Annotated in this window: 16 protein-coding genes and 1 tRNA gene; 9 read left to right on the forward strand and 8 right to left on the reverse strand. The window is 35.8% G+C overall.

The window, feature by feature from the left end; all coding sequences use genetic code 11:
• Positions 1-4 precede the first annotated feature (4 nt).
• The 3 genes from rnc to IEW94_RS02960 are packed head-to-tail and all read right to left on the reverse strand — an operon-like array spanning position 5 to position 2,243.
• On the reverse strand, positions 5-739 hold the full coding sequence (gene rnc / locus IEW94_RS02950) for a ribonuclease III (RefSeq protein WP_188649801.1): 735 nt from the start codon (positions 737-739) through the stop codon (positions 5-7).
• Between the two features lie 7 nt (positions 740-746).
• Positions 747-1,997, reverse strand: a complete 1,251-nt coding sequence (gene fabF / locus IEW94_RS02955) for a beta-ketoacyl-ACP synthase II (RefSeq protein ID WP_188649803.1) — start codon at positions 1,995-1,997, stop codon at positions 747-749.
• Between the two features lie 12 nt (positions 1,998-2,009).
• Positions 2,010-2,243 carry an acyl carrier protein gene (locus IEW94_RS02960; protein WP_007647141.1) on the reverse strand — a complete coding sequence of 78 codons (234 nt, stop codon included), beginning with the start codon at positions 2,241-2,243 and terminating at the stop codon, positions 2,010-2,012.
• A gap of 190 nt (positions 2,244-2,433) precedes the next feature.
• On the opposite strand from IEW94_RS02960, the gene purN reads away from it, so the two are divergent.
• A complete protein-coding gene (purN, locus tag IEW94_RS02965) occupies positions 2,434-3,006 on the forward strand; it encodes a phosphoribosylglycinamide formyltransferase (RefSeq protein WP_188649805.1) in 573 nt (190 codons plus the stop codon).
• Positions 2,999-3,640 (forward strand): ribonuclease H1 domain-containing protein, encoded by a 642-nt coding sequence (locus tag IEW94_RS02970; protein ID WP_188649807.1) that lies wholly within the window; start codon positions 2,999-3,001, stop codon positions 3,638-3,640. The genes purN and IEW94_RS02970 overlap by 8 nt, the downstream gene beginning before the upstream one ends.
• 18 nt (positions 3,641-3,658) lie before the next feature.
• Here the strand turns inward: IEW94_RS02970 and IEW94_RS02975 are convergent, their stop codons facing one another.
• A complete protein-coding gene (locus tag IEW94_RS02975) occupies positions 3,659-5,617 on the reverse strand; it encodes a M1 family metallopeptidase (RefSeq protein ID WP_188649809.1) in 1,959 nt (652 codons plus the stop codon).
• 232 nt (positions 5,618-5,849) lie between these two features.
• Between IEW94_RS02975 and IEW94_RS02980 the strand changes: the two genes are divergently transcribed.
• Positions 5,850-6,785 (forward strand): PfkB family carbohydrate kinase, encoded by a 936-nt coding sequence (locus IEW94_RS02980; RefSeq protein WP_188649811.1) that lies wholly within the window; start codon positions 5,850-5,852, stop codon positions 6,783-6,785.
• 154 nt (positions 6,786-6,939) lie between these two features.
• Entirely contained in the window at positions 6,940-8,838 is a 1,899-nt protein-coding gene (locus IEW94_RS02985) for an amidophosphoribosyltransferase (protein ID WP_188649813.1), read from the forward strand.
• A gap of 499 nt (positions 8,839-9,337) precedes the next feature.
• On the opposite strand, the gene IEW94_RS02990 is transcribed toward IEW94_RS02985, so the two are convergent.
• Positions 9,338-9,946 carry a superoxide dismutase gene (locus tag IEW94_RS02990; RefSeq protein WP_229669425.1) on the reverse strand — a complete coding sequence of 203 codons (609 nt, stop codon included), beginning with the start codon at positions 9,944-9,946 and terminating at the stop codon, positions 9,338-9,340.
• A 135-nt stretch (positions 9,947-10,081) separates the two neighbouring features.
• Here IEW94_RS02990 and IEW94_RS02995 point away from each other — a divergent pair, with 135 nt between their 5' ends.
• The 5 genes from IEW94_RS02995 (at position 10,082) to IEW94_RS03015 (ending at position 19,590) form a co-directional block, all read left to right on the forward strand.
• Positions 10,082-13,216: a UvrD-helicase domain-containing protein gene (locus IEW94_RS02995; RefSeq protein WP_188649815.1), complete on the forward strand. Its 3,135-nt coding sequence runs from the start codon at positions 10,082-10,084 to the stop codon at positions 13,214-13,216.
• Positions 13,217-13,239: 23 nt separating this feature from the next.
• On the forward strand, positions 13,240-14,433 hold the full coding sequence (gene kbl / locus IEW94_RS03000) for a glycine C-acetyltransferase (protein WP_188649817.1): 1,194 nt from the start codon (positions 13,240-13,242) through the stop codon (positions 14,431-14,433).
• Between the two features lie 123 nt (positions 14,434-14,556).
• Entirely contained in the window at positions 14,557-15,915 is a 1,359-nt protein-coding gene (locus IEW94_RS03005; RefSeq protein ID WP_188649819.1) for an OmpA family protein, read from the forward strand.
• A 66-nt stretch (positions 15,916-15,981) separates the two neighbouring features.
• Positions 15,982-18,747 (forward strand): PD-(D/E)XK nuclease family protein, encoded by a 2,766-nt coding sequence (locus tag IEW94_RS03010; protein ID WP_188649821.1) that lies wholly within the window; start codon positions 15,982-15,984, stop codon positions 18,745-18,747.
• Between the two features lie 3 nt (positions 18,748-18,750).
• Positions 18,751-19,590: an alpha/beta hydrolase family protein gene (locus IEW94_RS03015; RefSeq protein WP_188649823.1), complete on the forward strand. Its 840-nt coding sequence runs from the start codon at positions 18,751-18,753 to the stop codon at positions 19,588-19,590.
• 7 nt (positions 19,591-19,597) lie between these two features.
• On the opposite strand, the gene IEW94_RS03020 is transcribed toward IEW94_RS03015, so the two are convergent.
• From IEW94_RS03020 to IEW94_RS03030, 3 genes are all read right to left on the reverse strand, one after another.
• Positions 19,598-21,949 (reverse strand): hybrid sensor histidine kinase/response regulator, encoded by a 2,352-nt coding sequence (locus IEW94_RS03020; RefSeq protein WP_188649824.1) that lies wholly within the window; start codon positions 21,947-21,949, stop codon positions 19,598-19,600.
• Positions 21,950-22,100: 151 nt separating this feature from the next.
• A tRNA-Ala gene (locus IEW94_RS03025) sits at positions 22,101-22,174 on the reverse strand.
• A 7-nt stretch (positions 22,175-22,181) separates the two neighbouring features.
• Positions 22,182-22,979, reverse strand: coding sequence for a universal stress protein (locus IEW94_RS03030; protein WP_188649826.1), 798 nt, complete (start codon positions 22,977-22,979; stop codon positions 22,182-22,184).
• Between the last annotated feature and the right edge of the window lie 114 nt (positions 22,980-23,093).

The following is a 23,093-nucleotide window of genomic DNA, read 5'->3' on the forward strand; positions in this document are numbered from 1 at the left end:
AAGTTTATCTGGACATTTTATTTTGAAACACAAAAAAGGCTCGTTTTGATGCCTTTTCCTCAGCTTTTTTCTTTGAAGTGGCTCTCGCTTTTGAAACCACCTTGTTATCAACTGATAATTTTACCGAAAAATGCCTGACCTCATCATTACCAGTATCTTCATACACATGATAGTTAAATGTTTTCTTTTCTTTTTGGCACCATTCTATCAATAGACTTTTGTAACTAATGACCTTGCCTTCTAACTGGGCTATATCAACATACGGAATAATAACGCGCTTGTAAATAAACTTCTCACAGTATTTGAAACCCTTGTCCAAAAAAATGGCACCAACCAAAGCCTCAAACAAATTGCCGTGGATGTTATCGCCAAATTGAGACGAGGCTATTTTGCTTTCTATTAAATTGATGAGGTTTAAATCTTTTCCCAGTTCATTTAAATGTTCCCTGCTGACAATTTTAGATCGCATTTTGGTTAAATAGCCTTCATCCCCACTGGGAACTTCAACATATAAATGGGATGCTATAACGGCACCCAGCATGGCATCACCTAAAAACTCCAAGCGTTCATAATTTATGGCATTCCCTTCGCCATCTTTGATGTTCATGGAGCGATGCGTAAAAGCGGTCCTGTAAATTTGAATGCTTTTGGGCTTAAAGCCCAAGACTTTTTTTAATTGAATAAAAAAATTCCCGTTACCTTTAGAACGGGAATTTAATATGTCTCTAATATGTTTCAATCGGATATTAGTCTAATCTCTTGAATACTACACAAGCATTATGGCCTCCAAATCCAAAGGTATTGCTCATGCCTACTTTAACGTCTCGTTTTTGAGCTTTGTTTAACGTTAAATTTAATTCAGGGTCAATGTTTTCATCAACAGTTGCATGGTTAATTGTTGGAGGAACCATGCCGTGTTCCATGGCCAAAATGACCGATATGGCTTCAATAGCACCTGCAGCACCCAATAAGTGCCCGGTCATTGATTTTGTTGAATTAATATTTATATGCTTTGCATGACTTCCAAAAACTTCTGAAATAGCTTTTAGCTCAGCAACATCCCCTAAAGGTGTGGATGTTCCGTGTGTATTGATATGGTCAACATCTTCTGGTTTTAGCCCAGCATTTTCCAAACAGTTTCTCATAACCGCCATCACACCAATTCCATCAGGATGTGGCGCAGTCATGTGGTAGGCATCAGAAGATAATCCACCACCAATGAACTCTGCGTAAATTTTGGCGCCTCGTTTCTTGGCATGTTCATATTCTTCTAAAACCAATGCACCTGCACCTTCACCCAAAACAAATCCATCTCTGGTCCCATCAAATGGTCGAGAAGCCGTTTCTGGACTTTCGTTTCTGGTTGATAGGGCATGCATGGCATTAAATCCTCCCATACCAGCAATGGTAACCGCCGCTTCGCTTCCACCAGTAACAACTACATCACAATGCCCCAATCGAATAGAGTTTAGGGCATCAAACATAGCGTTTGCTGAAGAAGCACATGCTGAGACCGTGGTATAATTAGGCCCCATAAAACCATGCTTTATGGAAATATTTGCCGGTGCAATATCGGCAATCATCTTTGGGATAAAAAATGGGTTAAACCTAGGAGAGCCATCACCAGCGGCAAAGTTTAAAACTTCTTCTTGAAATGTTTCCAGTCCACCTATTCCTGCTCCCCAAATAACCCCAACTCGCAATTTATTAACTTCGTCAAGATTTAATTTGGCATCTGCAATCGCTTCATCTGCTGCTACCATTGCATATTGCGCAAATTTATCCATCTTGCGTGCCTCTTTTCTATCAAGAAAATTGGTAGCATCAAAGTTTTTAACCTCGCAAGCGAACTTTGTTTTGAACTTTTCGGTATCAAAATAGGTTATAGGTGCAGCTCCACTTTTACCACCAATTAGGCCTTCCCAAAATTCATCTTTGGTATTGCCAATTGGTGTTAAAGCGCCTAATCCTGTAACTACAACTCGCTTTAATTCCATAAAAGTCCTTGCTTATTTTGCAGCCTCTATATAGGATATAGCTTGACCTACAGTTGCGATATTTTCAGCTTGATCATCTGGTATTTGAATGTCAAATTCTTTTTCAAATTCCATGATTAGTTCAACTGTGTCTAATGAGTCCGCTCCTAAATCGTTTGTGAAGCTTGCTTCAGTTACAACTTCGTTCTCATCAACTCCCAATTTGTCTACGATAATCGCTTTTACTCTTGATGCAATGTCTGACATAATCTTTTAATTTTAGGTTTTTAATTAGTTGGCAAAAATAAAAAACTTTATTTTTAAAACACGACTTTAGTTTAAAAATGTGTTTCTAAATTTACCAAAATAGTTTCAAGTATTTGAGATTTACCTTCAAATTGTTAATAATTATTCTTTTTTTTGTTCAACCATTTATCATATCCCTATCTGTTTTACTATGAAACGTGTCATTATTTTTGCTTCTGGTTCTGGATCAAACGCCGAAAACTTAATCACTTTCTTTAAAGATAATGACCAGGTTTCTGATTTTATTGTGTTGACCAACAATCCACAAGCTAAAATTATTGATCGCTGCAAGAGACTCAAAACCAGTTGTTTGTCATTTAACCGAACAGCTTTTTATTCTACCGAAATTATTTTAGACCTATTAAAAAACCATAATCCTGATTTAATTGTGCTTGCTGGGTTTTTATGGAAATTCCCTGAATCCATTCTAAATGCGTTTCCAAAAAAAGTGATTAATATTCACCCAGCGTTATTACCAAAATATGGAGGCAAAGGTATGTATGGTATGCATGTTCATGAAGCTGTTGTGGCCAATAAAGAGGATGAAACAGGTATCACTATTCATTATGTGAACGAACATTATGACGAAGGCGCCATTATTTTTCAAGCAAAATGCAAGATCTCATCCACAGATACGGCCGAAGATGTCGCCAACAAAATCCATGAATTGGAAATGGAGCATTTCCCAAAAGTGGTAAACTCCTTTTTATTCGCAAATGAGTAAAAAAAAGAAAAAATATTATACCGTTTGGAAAGGGCATCATACAGGAGTGTTTGAATCTTGGGATGACTGCAAGGCACAAATCACCAATTTTGATGGTGCCCAATACAAATCGTTTGAAAGTTTTGATGCCGCTAAAAAAGCACTAAAAAGCAACTACAAAGATTATATAGGGAAGACAAAAACCTTTAAAAGCGAACTATCTGAAGAGCGGCTTAAAAAAATAGGACAGCCCAATTATAATTCCATTGCCGTTGATGCGGCCTCAAGTGGTAATCCTGGTAAAATGGAATATCGAGGCGTGGATACCAAGACAAAGAAACAACTCTTTATTCAAGGGCCTTTTGAGGAAGGCACCAATAACATCGGAGAGTTTTTGGCCATTGTGCACGGGTTGGCGCTCCTTAAAAAAAATAACAGCGACAAACTTATTTACACCGACTCAAAAACAGCCATGAGTTGGGTTAAAAAGAAAACTTGCAACACCAAATTGGAGCGAAACGACAAAAACAAACCCCTTTTTGATTTGGTTGACAGAGCTGTTAACTGGCTAAAAACCAACACTTACAAGACTGTCATTGTAAAATGGGAAACCAAAGCCTGGGGAGAAATTCCTGCTGATTTTGGAAGAAAATAATTATTAGGCTTATTTAATTTACTTTTCAGCATTCCACACATTATTGTTTCTATCGATATCTGGTAATTGGTGCTTGGCATCCAGTTCTACATGCTTTATTTTAGAGGTGGTGTTTACATTAAATTGGGCGTCTTTACCAAATTTCCAAACCTCAACCGGCACTTTAAAGTTATGGGGTTTGCCGTTGCTTTCTGTAACCGTTACCAAAATAGGCATTACCATTTGTTGGTTATTGGTTACCGTAATCATGGCACCGTTAGAAACCTTGTCTTGAACATACTCAACTTTAGTAATGGCTTGGTCCAACTGCCAATTGTGGTAATACCAGCCTTGCCAAAACCAGGTTAGATCTTCACCAGAGCCATTGTCCATGCTTCTAAAGAAATCGGCCGGACGCGGATGCTTAAAAGCCCAATTGTGGATGTATTGTCTAAAGGCATAATCAAAGGTATCAGGGTCTAAAATAACCTCTCGCAACAATACCAAACCAAAGGCCGATTTAAAATACGCCAGCGGATGCACATACTTGTAGTCCATATCATCAGCAGGCATCATCAGCGTAGCGTGCTCCTTGCTGTCTTCCATAACTTGAATGATCTCATTGGCAGGATTGCCTTTACCTGGCGCATACTCGCCATCTCTTTTGGGAGCAAACTCACCGTTGTTGTAATCCTCATGCACAAAAATATCAATAAAGGTATTGAAGCCTTCATCCATAAAGGGGTGTCGGCGCTCATCAGACCCCACAATCATAGGAAACCAGGTGTGACCAATTTCATGCGAGGCCAATAAAAACATATCATAGGGTTCGGCTTTCCAGCTATTGAACACAAATCCGGGGTATTCCATGCCTCCAACAGACCCAGCGGCCGAAGTGGCTACCGGATACGGAAATACAAACCAACGTTTAGAGAAATCTTCAACAGAAGCTTTTAGAAATTCGGTAGATCGCGACCAGGCTTTTGGCTCTTTAGTAGAGGCCTCTGGATACACCGATTGCGCCAACGCTGTTTTGCCCTCAGGCAAGTTGATTCTAGCGGCATCCCAGATATAATCAGGCGACATGGCCCAGGCCACATCGCGGGTGTTTTCCATCTTAAAATGCCAAGTGACCGTTCTTGTCTTGTTTTTGGTGACCGGGTTATTAACTTCATTGGCTTTTCTTATAAAAACAGGCGTATCGGATTGGCTTGCTTGTTCTAAACGCTTTAAGGTTTTATCATTTAAAATCTCATTGGCATTCACCAAAGCACCTGCGCCCACCACGACTTGGTTGGCAGGAACCGTTACTTGGTAATCAACGGTTCCATAATCCAAATACATCTCGCCCCCGCCAATAAATGGCAAGGTGTTCCAACCGTAATAATCATCATAGACACACATTCTGGGATACCAATATGAGAATTCAAAAATCTGACCATCATTGGTGTCCATAAAACCAGACCGTCCACCACCACTACTTGGTTGTAATGTATAGGAATATTTAATTGATAACTTGGTTTTTCCTTTAGGCTTTACATAATCTTCCAATCGGATTTGCATGCGTGTGCCTTTTACAACATAAGGAACGGTTACCAATGAATTGTCTTTCAAAACCTTGACACTCTCTATGGTGTATCCTTTTGAATCGTCTTGTGATGCATCTGGATTTCTTAATGTATTGTCTCTGGCCTCTGGCTTTTCGGTGTTTTGGTCCAATTGCAACCAAAGCATATCAAGCTCATCAGGGCTGTTGTTTACATACTCTATGGTAACCGCTCCATCCAATAGATGTGTGTTAACATCAAAATCCGCCTTAATGGTATAATTCGCTTCGTTTTGCCAATACCCCGAGCCTGGTTTGCCACTGGCACTTCTTACAGAATCGCCTTTATAATTATAAAAATCAGTCACGAAAATTTTGGAAGGATCGTATTGGGCATAGACGATGTTAAGTGTTAAAAACAACACGATAACTAGATTGTTGGCTAACCTCATATTTTTTGTAATTAAATAAGATTCCGAAGATAGGTATTCTAAACAAAATCTCTATAAATTGTTTCTTTAGAATTTCGTTAAAAATGCCTTCTTTTTTATTTTTTTTGGTCAATACTAGCATTAGGATTGCTTTATTGGCTTGAATACTAAAATCAAAACAACAACTCTTTTTCTATGTTAAAAACAACTAAAATAAAACCTTATATTTGCACAAAAATTATCAATCCTCTTCATGAGTAAATTAGTCATTGTAGGTACTGTAGCTTTTGATGCTATTGAAACCCCTTTTGGAAAAACCGATAAAATTCTTGGTGGCGCTGCTACCTTCATTGGATTATCAGCCTCGCAGTTTGATATAGACTCTGCAGTTGTATCAGTTGTTGGCGGTGATTTTCCGCAAGAATATTTAGATCTTCTTTCAAGCAAAAACATAGATATTTCAGGTATTGAAATTGTAACCAAAGGGAAGACCTTTTTCTGGAGCGGAAAGTACCACAATGATATGAATACCCGAGATACACTGGTAACTGAGCTTAATACCTTGGCTGATTTTAATCCAGTGGTTCCTGAAAATTACCGTGATGCCGAAGTGGTTATGTTAGGAAATTTACATCCTCTCGTCCAATCAAGCGTGTTGGACCAAATGACCACAAAACCTAAGTTAGTGGTTTTGGACACCATGAATTTTTGGATGGACAGCGCCCTTGACGATTTACATAACGTCATGAAACGTATTGACGTAATTACCATTAATGATGAAGAAGCCAGACAGTTAACAGGCGAATACTCATTGGTTGTAGCCGCCAGAAAAATCCATGAAATGGGACCTAAATATGTGGTCATTAAAAAAGGTGAGCATGGCGCTTTGTTATTTCATAATGATAACGTGTTTTACGCTCCTGCCTTACCTTTAGAAGAAGTATTTGACCCAACAGGAGCTGGTGATACATTTGCAGGAGGATTTGCGGGTTACATTGCAAAAACAGGAGATACCTCATTTGAAAACATGAAAAATGCCGTAATATATGGCTCAACCTTAGCATCGTTTTGTGTTGAGAAATTTGGAACCGAACGCATGAAAACATTATCAAGTGACGATGTGCATAAGCGATTATTGAAATTTAAGAAATTAACACAATTTGAAATTGTCTTAAACGATAATTTGTAATTTTACGTTATGAAAATTAGACATTTGTACATGACCCATAAAAAGCAAATATTAAAAACATATAATATACTCTTAACATGACCCAACGCGCTCAAATAGAGCGCGTTTTTTAGTTAATATTGAAAAGACAACAACCTATAATAACAAAATTTAAATGAGCGATGCTTTAAAACATGAATGCGGAATAGCAGTCATAAGGCTTTTAAAACCATTAGAATTCTACAAGGAAAAATATGGAAGTGCATTTTATGGTGTCAATAAAATGTACTTAATGATGGAAAAGCAGCACAATAGAGGTCAAGATGGCGCTGGTTTTGCAAGTATTAAATTAGATACCAATCCTGGTGAACGTTATATTAGTCGGGTTCGATCAATAGCGCAACAACCCATTCAGGACATTTTTGCTCAAATTAACCAACGTATCAATAAAGAGTTTAATGAAAACCCGGAATATGTAAATGATGTTTCTCTGCAAAAAAAGAACATTCCTTACATTGGTGAGCTTCTTTTAGGGCATGTAAGATATGGCACATTTGGGAAAAACAGTGTAGAAAGCGTACATCCGTTTTTAAGGCAAAACAACTGGCAGCATAGAAATCTCATACTTGCCGGCAATTTTAACATGACCAATGTTAAAGAACTCTTTAAAAATCTGATTGACTTAGGCCAGCATCCAAAAGAATATACTGATACGATTACCATCATGGAAAAAATCGGTCACTTTTTGGATGATGCCGTTAGTAAAATTTACAAAGACTTAAAAAAAGAAGGTTACAATAAAAGAGAGGCTTCACCGCTTATTGCAGAACGCCTAAAGGTGTCAAAAATATTAAAACGAGCTGCCAAAAACTGGGATGGCGGTTATGCTATGGCTGGCCTTATAGGTCATGGTGATGCGTTTGTTTTGCGTGATCCTGCTGGTATTCGTCCGGCTTTTTATTACAAAGATGACGAAGTAGTGGTTGTCGCTTCAGAACGCCCTGTAATTCAAACCGTTTTTAATGTGAAATTTGAAGACATTATAGAATTACCGCCAGGGCATGCTATCATCACCAAAAAATCAGGAAAAACCTCGGTCAAAAAAATATTAGATCCTTTGGAACGCAAAGCTTGTTCCTTTGAGCGCATTTACTTTTCAAGAGGTAGTGATGCCGACATCTATCAAGAGCGTAAAATGCTAGGGCGCTTGTTGATGCCCAAAGTTCTTGACACCATTGATAACGATATCAAAAGTACTGTTTTTTCATACATTCCAAATACTGCTGAAACATCGTTCTTTGGCATGATAGAAACCGTTGAGGACTTTCTTAACAAAAAGAAAACCAAAGCTATTTTAAGTGGCAGCAGAAATTTATCGGCAGAGCGGGTTACCCAGATTTTATCTGAGATGCCGCGTATTGAAAAAATAGCCATTAAAGATGTTAAGTTACGGACCTTTATTACAGAGGACAGCAGTCGTGATGATTTGGTAGCCCATGTTTACGATGTCACTTATGGCGTCATTAAACCGACGGACAATCTTGTTATTATTGATGACAGTATCGTTCGTGGTACCACATTAAAAATGAGTATCATCAAAATGCTGGACAGGTTAAACCCAAAGAAAATAATAGTTGTTTCTTCGGCGCCTCAAATCCGTTATCCGGATTGTTATGGCATTGACATGGCAAACTTAGAAAGTTTAATAGCCTTTAGAGCGGCTTTGGAACTTTTAAAGGAAACCAATCAATATCACATAGTCAAAGAGGTATATGACAAGTGTATAGACCAAACAGAATTAGAAGATAAAGAAGTTAAAAACTTTGTGAGGGAAATTTATGATCCGTTTACCGATGAGCAAATTTCAGATAAAATTTCAGAATTATTGACTAATGAAACCGTAAAAGCTGAAGTAAAAATCATATTCCAGTCGGTTGAAAACCTGCATAAGGCATGCCCAGACCATTTAGGAGATTGGTACTTTACGGGGTATTATCCAACCGTTGGTGGAAACCGGGTTGTGAACAGAGCTTTTATTAACTTTTATGAAGGCAACAAAAAAAGAGCTTATTAATTGTAAATTTTTGATTTTAACTCACTTAATCCAAGAAATACACATTTAATCTAAAATAAATGCTGTTTATCTAAAAAATAAACTTTTTATCCAAAATACATATAAATTGGTCTCACCATAACATAAGTAGGTTAAGTTCATGGTAGATTTGGGGCAAAAAAAGGTGAACAACTGTTCGCCTTTTTTTATGCCCTTTTTATTTTTATACTTCAATCAACTGCCCGTTTTATCAATAAAACCAACCTTTTATTTCGTTTAAGCCAAGATATCAGTAGTTGAACTAAAATATTTTTTCAGTTGTTTATGCCTCCATACATTTGAAGCACCATAACATAAGTAGGTTAAGTTTATGGTAGATTTGGGGCAAAAAGGTGAACTCTCGTTCACCTTTTTCATTTTTAATTCCCATGAGAAAATGACAATCTAACTTTTCATTACAGAGCATAAAAAAAGCAAACCCAAAAAGGTTTGCTTTTTCATTATAAATATATTTTAATATTTATTTTGCTTCTGCGTAACGTCTTTCAACTTCATTCCAGTTAATCACATTAAAAAATGCGTTGATGTAATCTGGACGACGGTTTTGGTAGTTTAAGTAATAGGCGTGTTCCCACACATCAATTCCTAAGATAGGCGTTCCACCGCAAGAAACACCAGGCATTAATGGATTATCTTGGTTTGGTGTTGAGCAAATTTCAACCTTACCTCCTTTGTGAACGCATAACCAAGCCCAACCAGAACCAAAACGAGTAGCGGCAGCCTTACTAAAAGCATCTTTAAAAGCATCTACTGAACCGTATGCTGCAATGATAGCTTCTTTTAATTCACCGGATAAATACCCTTTACCTTCTGGGTTCATTACCTCCCAATACAAGCAGTGATTGTAAAATCCACCTCCATTGTTTCTTACCGCCATATTATTCATATCCAAAGTAGCAAGAATATCTTCAATGGATTTATTTTCCATATCGGTTCCAGCTATTGCGGCGTTTAAATTGTTTGTATATCCTTGATGGTGTTTTGTATGGTGTATTTCCATTGTACGTGCATCAATATGAGGCTCTAAAGCATCATACGCATATCCTAATTTCGGTAATTCGAAAGCCATAATTATTTTGTTTTAATGTATTAATATTTTATTTCATTCAAATTTACGCATTTACATACAAAACACTTCAATTAAAAATAATTAATTGTTATCAACTCATTGATAGTTTTTATCTTGTATGCAAATTCATTGAATATGCAAAATGGCCATTCTTTTACAGTTTATAATGCATCTGCAGGAAGCGGAAAAACCTACTCGCTTGTAAAAGAATACCTTAAAATTTTATTTAAGTCAGAAAGAAAAGAACCATTTAAACATATCCTGGCCATTACATTTACCAATAAAGCGGTTGCAGAAATGAAGGACCGCATAATTGAGACTTTAAAGTTGTTTTCAAACGAACGGATTTTAAAAGATTCCAATAGCATGTTTGAAGCTATTTGTGATGAGTTACAAATTGATGCAAGTACGCTTCATTTAAAATCTAAAAAACTTTTAGACACCATCATTCATAATTATGCGGCTTTTGATGTGTCTACTATTGATGGGTTTACCCACAAAATCATCAGGACTTTTGCACACGATTTAAAAATCCCTTTAAATTTTGAGGTTGAACTGGATCAGGATTCCCTTTTAAGTGAAGCGGTTGACAGCTTGATTTCAAAAGCTGGTACCGAAAAAAAACTAACCAAAGTACTGGTGGATTTTGCCATTGAAAAAGCGGATGATGATAAAAGCTGGGATGTTTCATATGATTTTAATAAGATTGCCAAACTATTGGTTAATGAAAACGACATTCCGTTTATTGAAACCCTTAAAGACAAAACCATAGATGATTTTAACGTCCTTAAATCGCAACTAAAAACACAGATAAAACAAACTGAAAACAATATTGTTGAAGTTGCAAAAGGTGTGTTAAGCTTAATTGACGAGTGTGGGTTGGAGTTTAATGATTTTTCTAGCGGTTACTTGCCTAAACATTTTAAAAATTTAGCTGATAGTAATTATGATTTGAACTTTGGCGCAAAATGGCAAACGGATTTAACCGAAAACAGTCCATTGTACCCAAAACGGATTACACAAAATATAGCTGAAACCATCGATGAAATCCAACCTCAGCTAGTTGAAGCTTTTAATACAACAAAAAAGGCCGTTTTTCAACTTAAATTTTTAAAATCATGCTATAAAAATATAACCCCGCTATCTGTTTTAAATGCCATAAATAAAGAACTTCAAGCATTAAAGGATGACCAAAACAAAATGCTTATTTCTGAATTTAACAGTATTATAAGCAACGAAATCAAAAACCAACCAACACCATTTATTTACGAACGTATTGGTGAAAAATTCAAACATTATTTTATTGATGAATTCCAGGACACCTCGGTATTGCAGTGGAACAATTTAATGCCGCTCATAGACAACTCCCTTTCAGCAGAACACGGCAGTGCCTTATTGGTTGGTGATGCCAAACAAGCCATTTACCGTTGGCGGGGCGGACGGGCAGAACAGTTTATTGGTTTGTTCAATAAAACCAATAACCCGTTTCAAATAGAACAACATGTTGAAACCCTACCAAAAAATTACAGAAGTTTTCAGGAAATTGTAAGTTTCAACAATGGCTTTTTTAAATTTTTGTCATCACAGGTTTTCAGTGATAAAACCCATGAATTGCTCTATCAAAATTCATATCAAAACACATCTATAGAACTTAATGGCTATGTGAATCTTACTTTTTTGGATATTGACAAAGATGATGACCGTGATGAGTTATATACATCAAAAGTTTTGGAAACCATTAACGCTTGCCTTGAAAACAATTTTTCACTAGGGGACATCTGTGTTTTAGTGAGAAAGAAAAAAGAGGGTGTTGCCATTGCCAATTATTTAAGCCAAGAAGGTATTCCCATCATTTCCTCTGAAACCTTATTGATTTACAATGCGCCCGAAGTTGCCTTTATAAATGATATGCTGACCTTATTGATTCAACCAAAAAACAATGATGTAAAAATTCGTGTGCTGGATTATTTGGCTCACAAGTTTGGTGTTGATGATAAACATGCTTTTTTTAGCAACCACATTCATTTACCAACTAACCAGTTTTTTAAAAGCCTTGAGGGTTTTGGTGTATTTATAAATAGCCATTCCCTGTTACAATTATCTCTTTATGATTTAACCGAAACCATTGTGAGATGCTTTAATCTTGTAAAACAGTCTAATGCTTATGTTCAGTTTTATTTAGATATTGTTTTAGATTATACCCAGAAAAAGGGGTCAGATATTTCAGGGTTTTTAAGTTACTTTGAAAAGAAAAAAGACAGTTTAAGCATTGTGTCTCCAACAGGACAAAATGCTGTTCAAATCATGACCATTCATAAATCAAAAGGGTTGGAATTCCCTGTTGTTATTTTTCCTTATGCTGATTTGGATATTTACTTTGAAAAAGAACCCAAAGCGTGGTTCCCTTTAGAAGAGGATACGTTTAACGGATTTTCCCATACACTTTTAAATTACAATAAGGATTTTGAGCATTATGGAGCAAATGGGTTGAACATTTTTAATGTACACGAATCTGAAAAAGAACTGGACAACATCAACTTGTTATATGTAGCATTAACGCGTGCCATTGAGCAGTTGCATATCATTTCAAAAAAAGATATTTCTACCAAAAACGAAGTAAACAATAAGCGGTTTTCCGGATTGTTTATTAATTACCTGATGCATTTAGGGTTATGGAATGATTCCAATCTAAGTTATAGCTTTGGTAACCCAGAAAAATCTTCTACAGATTCTTTAAGGAAATCAGCTTTGAAGGAACTGGAATTTATATCATCTGCCAAAGAAGATCACAATATACGTATCGTGACTAGTTCTGGCTATCTGTGGGATTCGCATCAAGAACAAGCTATAGAAAAAGGAAATCTTATACATAACATGCTATCTAAAATCAAAACAAAAGATGATGTGGATTTTGTTGTAAATGATTTTATCATGTCATCCATGATAACCAAAGAACAAGCGGGAAGCCTAAAAAAAACGATTTTTGAAATCATTGACCATCCCAAACTCACTGCTTGCTTTAGTTCGGAGAATACCATTTATAACGAAAGGGATATTATAACCAAACAAGGTCATGTTTTAAGGCCGGATAGAGTTATTATAAACTCTAATAACGAAGCTATTATAGTTGATTACAAAACAGGTCAGGAAGATAAAAGCCACGTACAACAAGTTATAACGTATCAAGATGTTTTGGAAGACATGAACTTTAGCGTTATTAAAAAAATTCTTGTCTATATAGATAAAACCATTCACGTAAAAGAAGTTTAACTTTGTAAAAAATTAACAGGATTATGTACAGTAAACTAAAACAACATTTACAGCAAGAACTTCAGGAAATAAAAGATAACGGGCTTTATAAAACAGAACGGATTATCACGTCTGCCCAAGGTGCAGAGATTACTTTAAATACAGGCGAAACCGTTTTAAACTTTTGTGCCAACAATTATTTAGGATTGTCATCTCACCCAGATGTTATTCAAGCGGCCAAAGACACCATGGATACACATGGGTTTGGCATGTCTTCAGTGCGTTTTATTTGCGGAACCCAAGATATCCATAAAGAACTGGAGCAAAAAATAGCAGATTTTTACCAAACAGAAGACACTATATTGTATGCAGCGGCTTTTGATGCCAATGGCGGGGTTTTTGAACCTTTATTTGGTCCCGAGGATGCCATTATCTCAGATTCTTTAAATCACGCCTCAATTATTGATGGTGTTCGTCTATGCAAAGCCGCCAGATACCGGTATGAAAACAGTAATATGACAGATTTGGAAAAGCAACTTATCGCAGCAAATGAAAATGGCGCCCGTTTTAAGATTATTGTAACCGATGGTGTATTTTCAATGGATGGTTTGGTTGCTCCCTTAGATAAAATCTGTGATCTAGCAGAACAATATGATGCCTTGGTCATGATAGATGAATGCCATGCTGCCGGATTTATAGGCAAAACAGGCAGAGGGACCCTTGAGGAAAAAGGCGTTATGGGAAGAATTGATATCATTACAGGAACTTTAGGAAAGGCCTTAGGCGGTGCAATGGGTGGTTATACAACCGGCAAAAAAGAAATTATTGATATGTTGCGCCAGCGTTCTAGGCCATATTTATTCTCAAATTCTTTGGCTCCAGCTATTGTTGGTGCTTCTATAAAGGTTTTTGATATGTTGAGCAACGACACAAAATTGAGAGATACTTTAGAATGGAACACAAATTATTTCAAAAAAGGCATGAAAGATGCCGGTTTTGATATCATTGATGGTGATTCTGCCATCGTTCCAGTCATGTTATACGATGCAAAACTGTCCCAAACCATGGCCAATATGCTTTTAAAAGAGGGCATTTACGTAATTGGGTTCTTTTTTCCTGTTGTTCCAAAAGAAAAAGCAAGAATAAGAGTACAATTGTCTTCTGCCCATACAAAAGCGCATCTAGATAAGGCTATTCTTGCATTTACAAAAGTTGGCAAATCACTAAATGTTATCTAAAAACAGCTCTGAACCATTGATAATTAAAGAAAATCATCATTTTTTTATATATTTGTCTTTGTTAATAAAATTTAACAACTTACTTTTGTTTACAATTAACACTTAAAAATTAAACTTTTGAATATGAAAAATCTTAGCAGATTATTGTTCGCTATGTTGCTTGTACTTGGTTATAGCAACGCTAATGCGCAAGACAAAAACAACCCATGGCAAATTACTATTGGGGCAAACGCAGTTGATTTCTATCCTACTGGAGAAAATGCTCCTCTAGGTGACATTTTTAGTGAATACTTCAATGTAAGTGACCACTGGAATATTTTACCATCATTATCATCAATCTCAGTATCAAAGTATTTAAGTGATGGATTCTCTTTTGGAGTAGCTGGATCTATAAATAAAATAACTAAATGGGGAGATGCTTCAGTTAATGATTTATCTTATTATGGCATTGACGGAACCATTAAGTATAGCCTTGGTGAATTATTAAACTCTAGCGTTATTGAGCCTTACCTAGGCGTTGGTGGAGGTTACACTTGGGTAGATGAAATTGGTGCTGGAACATTAAACGGAACTGTAGGATTTAACATTTGGGTGAGTGATAACGTAGGTTTCACTATTCAATCAGCATATAAACATTCTTTTGAAGATTACTTAAATACACATTTCCAACACACAGCTGGTGTTTCTATCAAATTTGGTGGAACTGACACTGACGGTGATGGTATCTATGACAAAGATGATGCTTGTCCAGACGTTGCTGGTTTAGCAGCATTCAATGGTTGTCCTGATACTGACGGTGATGGTATTGAAGACAGTAAAGATTCTTGTCCAAACGAAGCTGGTTTAGCTGAGTTTAACGGTTGCCCTGACACTGACGGTGACGGCGTTGCTGATAAAGACGATGCTTGCCCAACTGTAGCTGGTTTAAAAGCCTTAGCTGGTTGTCCAGATGCTGATGGTGATGGTGTTAAAGATTCAGATGACAAATGTCCTAACACTGCTGGTCCTGCTGCAAATCAAGGTTGCCCTTGGCCAGACACTGACGGTGATGGTGTTTTAGACAAAGACGATAAATGTCCAGATGTTAAAGGTACTGTTGCCAACAACGGATGTCCTGAAGTATCTGCAGAAGTTCAAAAAACATTAAATGAATATGCTAAAACAATTTTATTTGATACTGGTAAATCAAGTATCAAAAAACAATCTGCAGCTGTCTTAGGTGATATCATCAAAATTCTTAAAGAATACCCAACAGCTAAATTTACTGTTGAAGGACACACTGATAGCGTAGGTAGCGAAGCTTTAAATCAAAAATTATCTGATGCTAGAGCTAATGCTGTAAAACAATACTTAATTGAAAACGGTATTGATGCCTTTAGATTATCTGCTCTTGGTTATGGTGAATCTAAACCAATTGACACAAATGCTACTGCCAAAGGTAGAGCTAACAACAGACGTGTTGAAATTAACTTAGCTAAATAAATTAGTTAACAAATAATATGTTTAAAAACGCTTCGGATATCCCGAAGCGTTTTTTATTTTTATGTAATGGCTAATTTTATTTTTGATGTCCTAAAAGATTTGCAAAACAAAAACGCAGATCTATCTTCAATCACTTTTATTTTACCCAGTAAAAGAGCGGGGTTGTTTTTACAACACCAACTATCTTTTGTGGTTAAAGAAACCATGTTCTTGCCCAAGATCTGGAGTATTGAGGAATTTGTTGAAGAGCTCTCTCAGCTTAAAACCATTTCAAACACAGAACTCCTCTTTGAATTTTATAGCACTTATAGCAACCTCACTAAAAAAGATGACGTTGAACCTTTTGATTCATTTTCAAAATGGGCACAAATACTCCTTCAAGATTTTAATGAGATTGATCGCTATCGCATTCCACAAGATCACATATTCAATTATTTAAGTGCCATTAAAGAAACTGAAAACCTACATTGGTCACTTGAAGAAAACCAAACAGATTTTATTAAAAAATATTTAGCGTTTTGGAATAAACTCCACACCTACTATAGCCATTTCACAGAAGTATTATTATCAAGAAAATCAGGGTACCAAGGCCTCATTTACAGAGAGGCCGTTGAAAATCTAGAAAGCTATATTCAAAACAGTCAAGATATTAGACATGTTTTTTTAGGATTTAACGCCCTTAATACATGTGAAGAAACTATTATCCAAGAATTATTGCAAAATGGTCTGGCTGATATTTATTGGGATATTGATGAGGTGTTTTTAAACAATCCCATTCATGATGCAGGTTTGTTTACAAGAGCCCACAAAAAAAATTGGAGTTATTTTAAAAACAATCCGTTTAACTGGATAACAAATAATTATTCAAAAGACAAAAACATATCCGTTTATGGGATTCCCAAAAATATTGGTCAGGCCAAATTTATTGGTACGCTACTCAATCAATTGAAAACAGAAAATACATCATTAAGTAATACCGCTGTTGTATTGGGAGATGAAACCTTATTGATTCCTGTTTTAAATTCTTTGCCACCTAACGTAGATGCCTTAAATATAACCATGGGGTTTCCGCTAAAATCAATCCCTTTAGCTTCCTTGTTTGAGTACTTATTCCACATTCATAAAACAGATAGCCAATCATTCTATTATAAAGACATTATTAACCTGGTGTCACATCCTTTTATCAGGCCTTTGTTTTATGCAAATGACTCGGATTACGCATCAAAACTCATTCAAACTATAGAAGAAAACAACCTGATTTATATATCGGGCCAACGTATAAAAGAAATAACAGATTCAACCAATACTGATTTAATAGATACGTTGTTGGAAAGCTGGGATTCTATTGATTTTGCGTTAAAAAAATGTTCCCAACTTATCCTGATTATCAAATCTCATTTAGATAAAAACAAATTAGCTAATGTTTTGTCCTTGGAATACTTGTTCCGTTTTAATGAGTTGTTTAATGAGCTTTCCCGGTTAAACTCCAGCTACAACCACATCAAGGATGTTTCAACGCTGTACAGTATTTACAAAGAATTATTGAGTTCTGAAACCTTGGATTTTAAGGGAGAACCCCTAGAAGGTTTGCAAATTATGGGTATGTTGGAATCACGTGTGCTGGATTTTGAAACCGTTATTATTTCCTCGGTTAATGAAGGCATCCTTCCGGCAGGAAAAAGCAATAATTCGTTTATTCCATTTGATGTTAAATTAGAGAACAACCTGCCCACATACAAAGAAAAAGATGCTGTTTACACCTATCATTTTTACCGATTGTTACAACGTGCAAAAAACATCCATCTCTTATACAATACAGAAGCCGATGTGCTAACTGGTGGAGAAAAAAGTAGATTCATTACACAATTAGAAATTGAAGGAATCCACAATATCTCGCATCAAATTATTACACCAAAAGTTCCAAGTATCAATCCTGTTTTAAAGGTCTTTGAAAAAACACCTTTGGTTTTAGATGCTTTAAAAGCCATTGCTGAAAAAGGGTTTTCTCCATCATCACTTACAAACTATATACGAAACCCTATTGATTTTTATTACCAAAAAGTTTTAAAGATTAAAGAGTATGATAATGTTGAAGAAACCGTTGCGGCCAATACCTTAGGGACCGTAATACACAATACACTTGAGGATTTTTATAAAACTCACATTGGACGCTTTTTGAGTATTGAGGATATCAACAACATGAAACCGCTCATCACAAAAACAGTCGCCCTTCATTTTAAAGATGTTTATAAAGAAGGTGATATCACCAAAGGAAAAAACTTAATTGTATTTGAAATTGCAAAACGTTATGTGTCCAACTTCTTAGATTTAGAAATAAACGATTTAAAACAAGGAAACACCATAAAAATCATAGGTATTGAAACCGAAGCAAATGCAGTAATTGATTTTCCTGAACTTGATTTCCACATTAAAATTATTGGTAAAATTGATAGAATTGACGAATATAATGGTGTAACCAGAATTATAGATTATAAATCTGGAAACGTAGGGCAAGGAGATGTAGAGATAGTAAACTGGGAGGATATTACAACCGATTATAAAAAGTACAGCAAACCGTTTCAAATACTTACTTATGCCTACATGATGCAGTTTTCTGGCAAGTTGAAATTCCCTATTGAAGCTGGTATTATATCCTTTAAAAACTTGAAATCAGGATTTTTGAAATTTGCAACAAAAGACCGGGTTGGTGCTTATGCCAAAAAGGATACTTTAATTACCGATGAAACATTGGAGCATTTTAAGGTTGAATTAAAAAGCCTTATTTTAGAAATCTGCAATCCAGACGTTCCGTTTACTGAAAAAGAAATCTAAACTATGACTCAAGGAGAAACCATTATTCAAGGCAAGCACGAAAAACCAATTCTAATTGACTATCATTATTTGGAAAATGGGCAGTTAAAACCCATTATCATATTTTGTCACGGCTACAAAGGATTTAAGGATTGGGGCGCCTGGCATTTAATGGCTGAAGCATTTGCAAAAGCTGGTTTTTTCTTTGTGAAATTTAATTTTTCCTATAATGGTGGCACCATGGAACAACCTATTGATTTTCCAGATTTAGAGGCGTTTGGAAACAATAATTACAGCATCGAGCTTGATGATTTAAATAGTGTTATTGATTGGGTTTGTTCAAATTCTGAAATTAAAAATGAAAGCAATAGAAACGACATTTCATTAATGGGCCATAGCAGAGGTGGTGGTATTGTATCGATTAAAGCAGAAGAAGATTCCCGTATAAAAAATGTGATAAGCTTGGCAGGCGTGAGCGACTATAAATCCAGATTTCCTAGTGGTGAAGCTTTTGAAAATTGGAAAAAAGACGGTGTTTACTTTGTAGAAAATGGTAGAACCAAACAGCAAATGCCCCATTATTTTCAATTTTATACCAATTTTATTGAAAACGAAGAGCGTTTGACCATAAACCGAGCGGTTAAAAACCTAAAGATTCCTCATTTAATCATCCACGGAGATGCCGATACCAGTGTTTCTATAGAGGAAGCTAAAAAACTTCACGCATGGAACCCAAAAAGCACGTTGCAAATCATTGAAGGCGCCAATCATGTGTTTGGAGCTTCCCACCCTTGGAAACAGAACGATTTGCCCAATGACCTAAAACTTGCCATCAATACAATTATTACATTTTTAAATAAGTAACTTGGTTCTAAACGGCTTGCCTAAATTGGTTGATTTTTTCGATAAGCAAATCAAATTTTACAGGTTTTGTCATGTAGTCGTTCATTCCCAAATCAAATACTTTTTGTCTTGTTTTATCCATAGTATCCGCTGTAACGGCAATAATTGGCAGATTGATCAATTGTTCACCTATTTCGCCGCTTCTAATAATTTTAGTGGCCTCAAAACCATCCATAACGGGCATTTGTAAATCCATAAGTATCAGATGGTATTTAGCCTTTTTTAACGCCTCAATAGATTCGGCCCCGTTATTTACAACTTCAAACGTAATATTGTCGCCCTTACTCAATAGTTTTTTCATAATCATTTGGTTCATTACGTTATCTTCTACTACCAAAATATTAACTGTATTGCGTATTGATTTCTCTTTACTTTCGTTATTTATTTCGGATGACTTATTTATAATCGCTTTCATGGGCAATTCTAAAGTCACTTGGGTACCTTCTCCCTTAATACTATCTATTCGGATTTTGCCATTAAACAGATTTACCAAATGGTTTACTATGTTTAATCCCAAACCAACGCCACCAAATCGCCTTTTGTTATCCAATCGCATTTGGCTGAAACTATCAAACACATGCTCTTTCCTTTTGGTATCCATGCCAACACCCGTATCTGAAATTATAAAACTAAACAGATACTTATCATCCGGTAACAATTCCCAATTTGCCTTAAAACAAATGTGACCGTGTGTTGTGAATTTTACAGCATTGCTGAGTATATTGTTGATAATCTGCTGAAACCTATCGGCATCGCCACATGCATTCTTGGGGAAATCTTGAGATATCTCCAATTGATAGGCCAATCCTTTATTTTGGGCTTGTGCTTCCCAATTATTGCTGATTTGCGTTAATGACAAAAATGGGTTGAAAGCCTCTTCTCTTAATATTAACTGGTTTTTTTCAATTTTTTCATAATCCAAAATGTCATTTACGCTGCTCAATAAGCTTAAGGACGCATGTTTGATAAGTTCGTAATTCTTTTTATCCTCAACCGTTTTTAATGAAGCCAGTTGTTCTTCGGCAATTCCCATAATGGCATTGATGGGCGTTCTTAGCTCATGGCTCATATTAGACATAAAATAACTCTTTAGCTCGCTAATCTCCTGAGATTTCTTTAAGGCTTGCTCTTGTGACAATTCCTTTTCTTCTCGTAACTTTCTAATTAAATTGGTCATGGAAAGAGATAAAAATATAACCTCAAATCCTGATCCAAACTTGGCGCTGTTGAGTGTTACAAAATTGTTGGGGAGCATGCTCAAATTGTTCATCACAAATCCCAGTAAGCCTATTACCAAAAACAGAATTCCGAAGGAAAAATAAGTGTCAACTGGAATACGTTTTACATACATAATGCCCAAAGCCGTCAAAATCAATAGTAAGCTCAATAACCCATTTACATTGCTCAACGGATAAGACAATTCCATTGTTTGTGGACTAATAAGCACCATGATAAACAAAACGACCAAACAACCATATATAAACTGAAAACCATAGTGGACTACCCGCAACCTTTCTTTAATCTTTAAAAAGCTTGCGCAATATTTCAATAAGAAAAAATTTGACAATAAGGCCGTTATCAAAACCGCTTTACTATTTAAAAAACCTCTTGGTAGAATATATTCAAAAATCAAACCGTCCAACGAAGCTTGTAATAGAGCTATTGAAAACACATATAAGCTGTAATATAGAAACGTTTTTTCTAACAAGCTACTGTAAAAAAACAAATAGATGAATCCTGCCAATAGCAAGAGACCGTAAAAAATCCCTAAGAAAAGTTGTTGCTGATTGTTAACCAATAAAAACTCACTTTCAGTATATAAATTAAGTGGTAGATTAATGGTCTCTCCATCACTTTTTAAATGCAGATAAAACGTGCTTGAACTTTTAGCAGACAATTTTATTTTGAAAACTGAAGCACGATGGCTGACTTGACGCTCATTGAACGGGATTTGATCACCACTTTTATAATGTTTAATATCTCCGTTTGTTATTTGATACAAGTCAACCTCATCTGTTATGGGGCGAGCTGTTTGCAAAAAATATGTTTTAGTCTCGTCATCTGTGTTTTCTAACAAAAACCGCATCCAAAAATGACTGGACGTAAACCCAACACTTTGGTTTTCTGATTGCAGCGGTTTAAATTGCAATACGGAATCTTGTATAACCTTATTGATTGCATACCGTTCATGGCCTCCATTGGCAAATTCTGCATACTCATAAAGTTGTCCTTTACTATGCTTATAATTAAATGGTGTGGTTTGCGCTTTTAATCCTAGTACTAAGCAAAGCGCGGCGGCTATTGTAACTAATTTTTTCATGGCTTTGGGAGTTAGAAAAATATAAACGGAAACCAATAAAAAAGGGTTTTGAAAGTGTGAAGTTTTTAGATAAAATGATTGGTTTTATCTATAAAATACTGATTTTAAACAAAAAAAGGCAATGTTAAAACATTGCCTTTTTTGATAAAAGTGGAGAAGATGGGGCTCGAACCCACGACCTCTTGGCTGCCAGCCAAGCGCTCTAGCCAACTGAGCTACATCCCCAAAATATTTATTTCAATCCGCTTAAAACCAATACCGGAATATCGCTTGAGAAATCTTTTTTCAAAATTACATTTTTTTCCCATTTTTTCATGAAAAATCCTCTTTTTCGTCGAACGACACATAACATATCTGGATTGTGGGATTCATAATGTCTCAAAACTCCTTGAAAGGTTGTTGCGTTTTCTGTTTCAGTAATGTTATCAACCAATTGTGACAGCTCGTCGTTAACATCAAAATCACCTTCATTGTGATACGGTGTCTTAACCAATAACAAATCTACAACGGGTTTAAAATGGTCTTTAAAAAACTTAAGCGGCTCCAACACATTCTCTTTTTTAATGATTGCCGATTTTACAGCCATTAAAATATGCTTAACCGGTTTAAAAACATAGCCTTCTGGAACAATTAACGTTGCCGGTCCATTCATTTGTTTTATGATTTTACCGGACGTTTCTCCTAAAAACACTTCGTCATTAACAGAATTTGTTCTAGGCTCTATCATGATCAAATCTATATTGGCTATTTTACAAACCAACTCCAAGGTATTTATTATTTTCCCCTTTAATGCTTTAGTAATGACCTCAACATTCTTAGTGTCAATTTTAGAAACAAGATCATTTAAAAACTCCTTACTTTCGCGTTCTAAAATTTGATCTAAATTAACCATTGTGCCAGCCTTGCTGTATACTTTATAAACATGCACAACATAAAGCTTTGCCCCAAAAGATTCGGCAAAATCTACCGCATATTGCAAATGGCTAATGGTGTTTGGGGACGTTCCAACTGGTACTAAAATGTTTTTCATGAGTGACCGTTTAAAAACTAAATTTACAACAAAATGTGGTGCAAAATTAAACATAAAATTGATTTGAAATAGATCTCTTAAAAATATTCATGTTTTTTTACATCCATTTGGTTA

Source organism: Yeosuana aromativorans (genome assembly GCF_014646655.1).
Taxonomy (GTDB): domain Bacteria; phylum Bacteroidota; class Bacteroidia; order Flavobacteriales; family Flavobacteriaceae; genus Yeosuana; species Yeosuana aromativorans.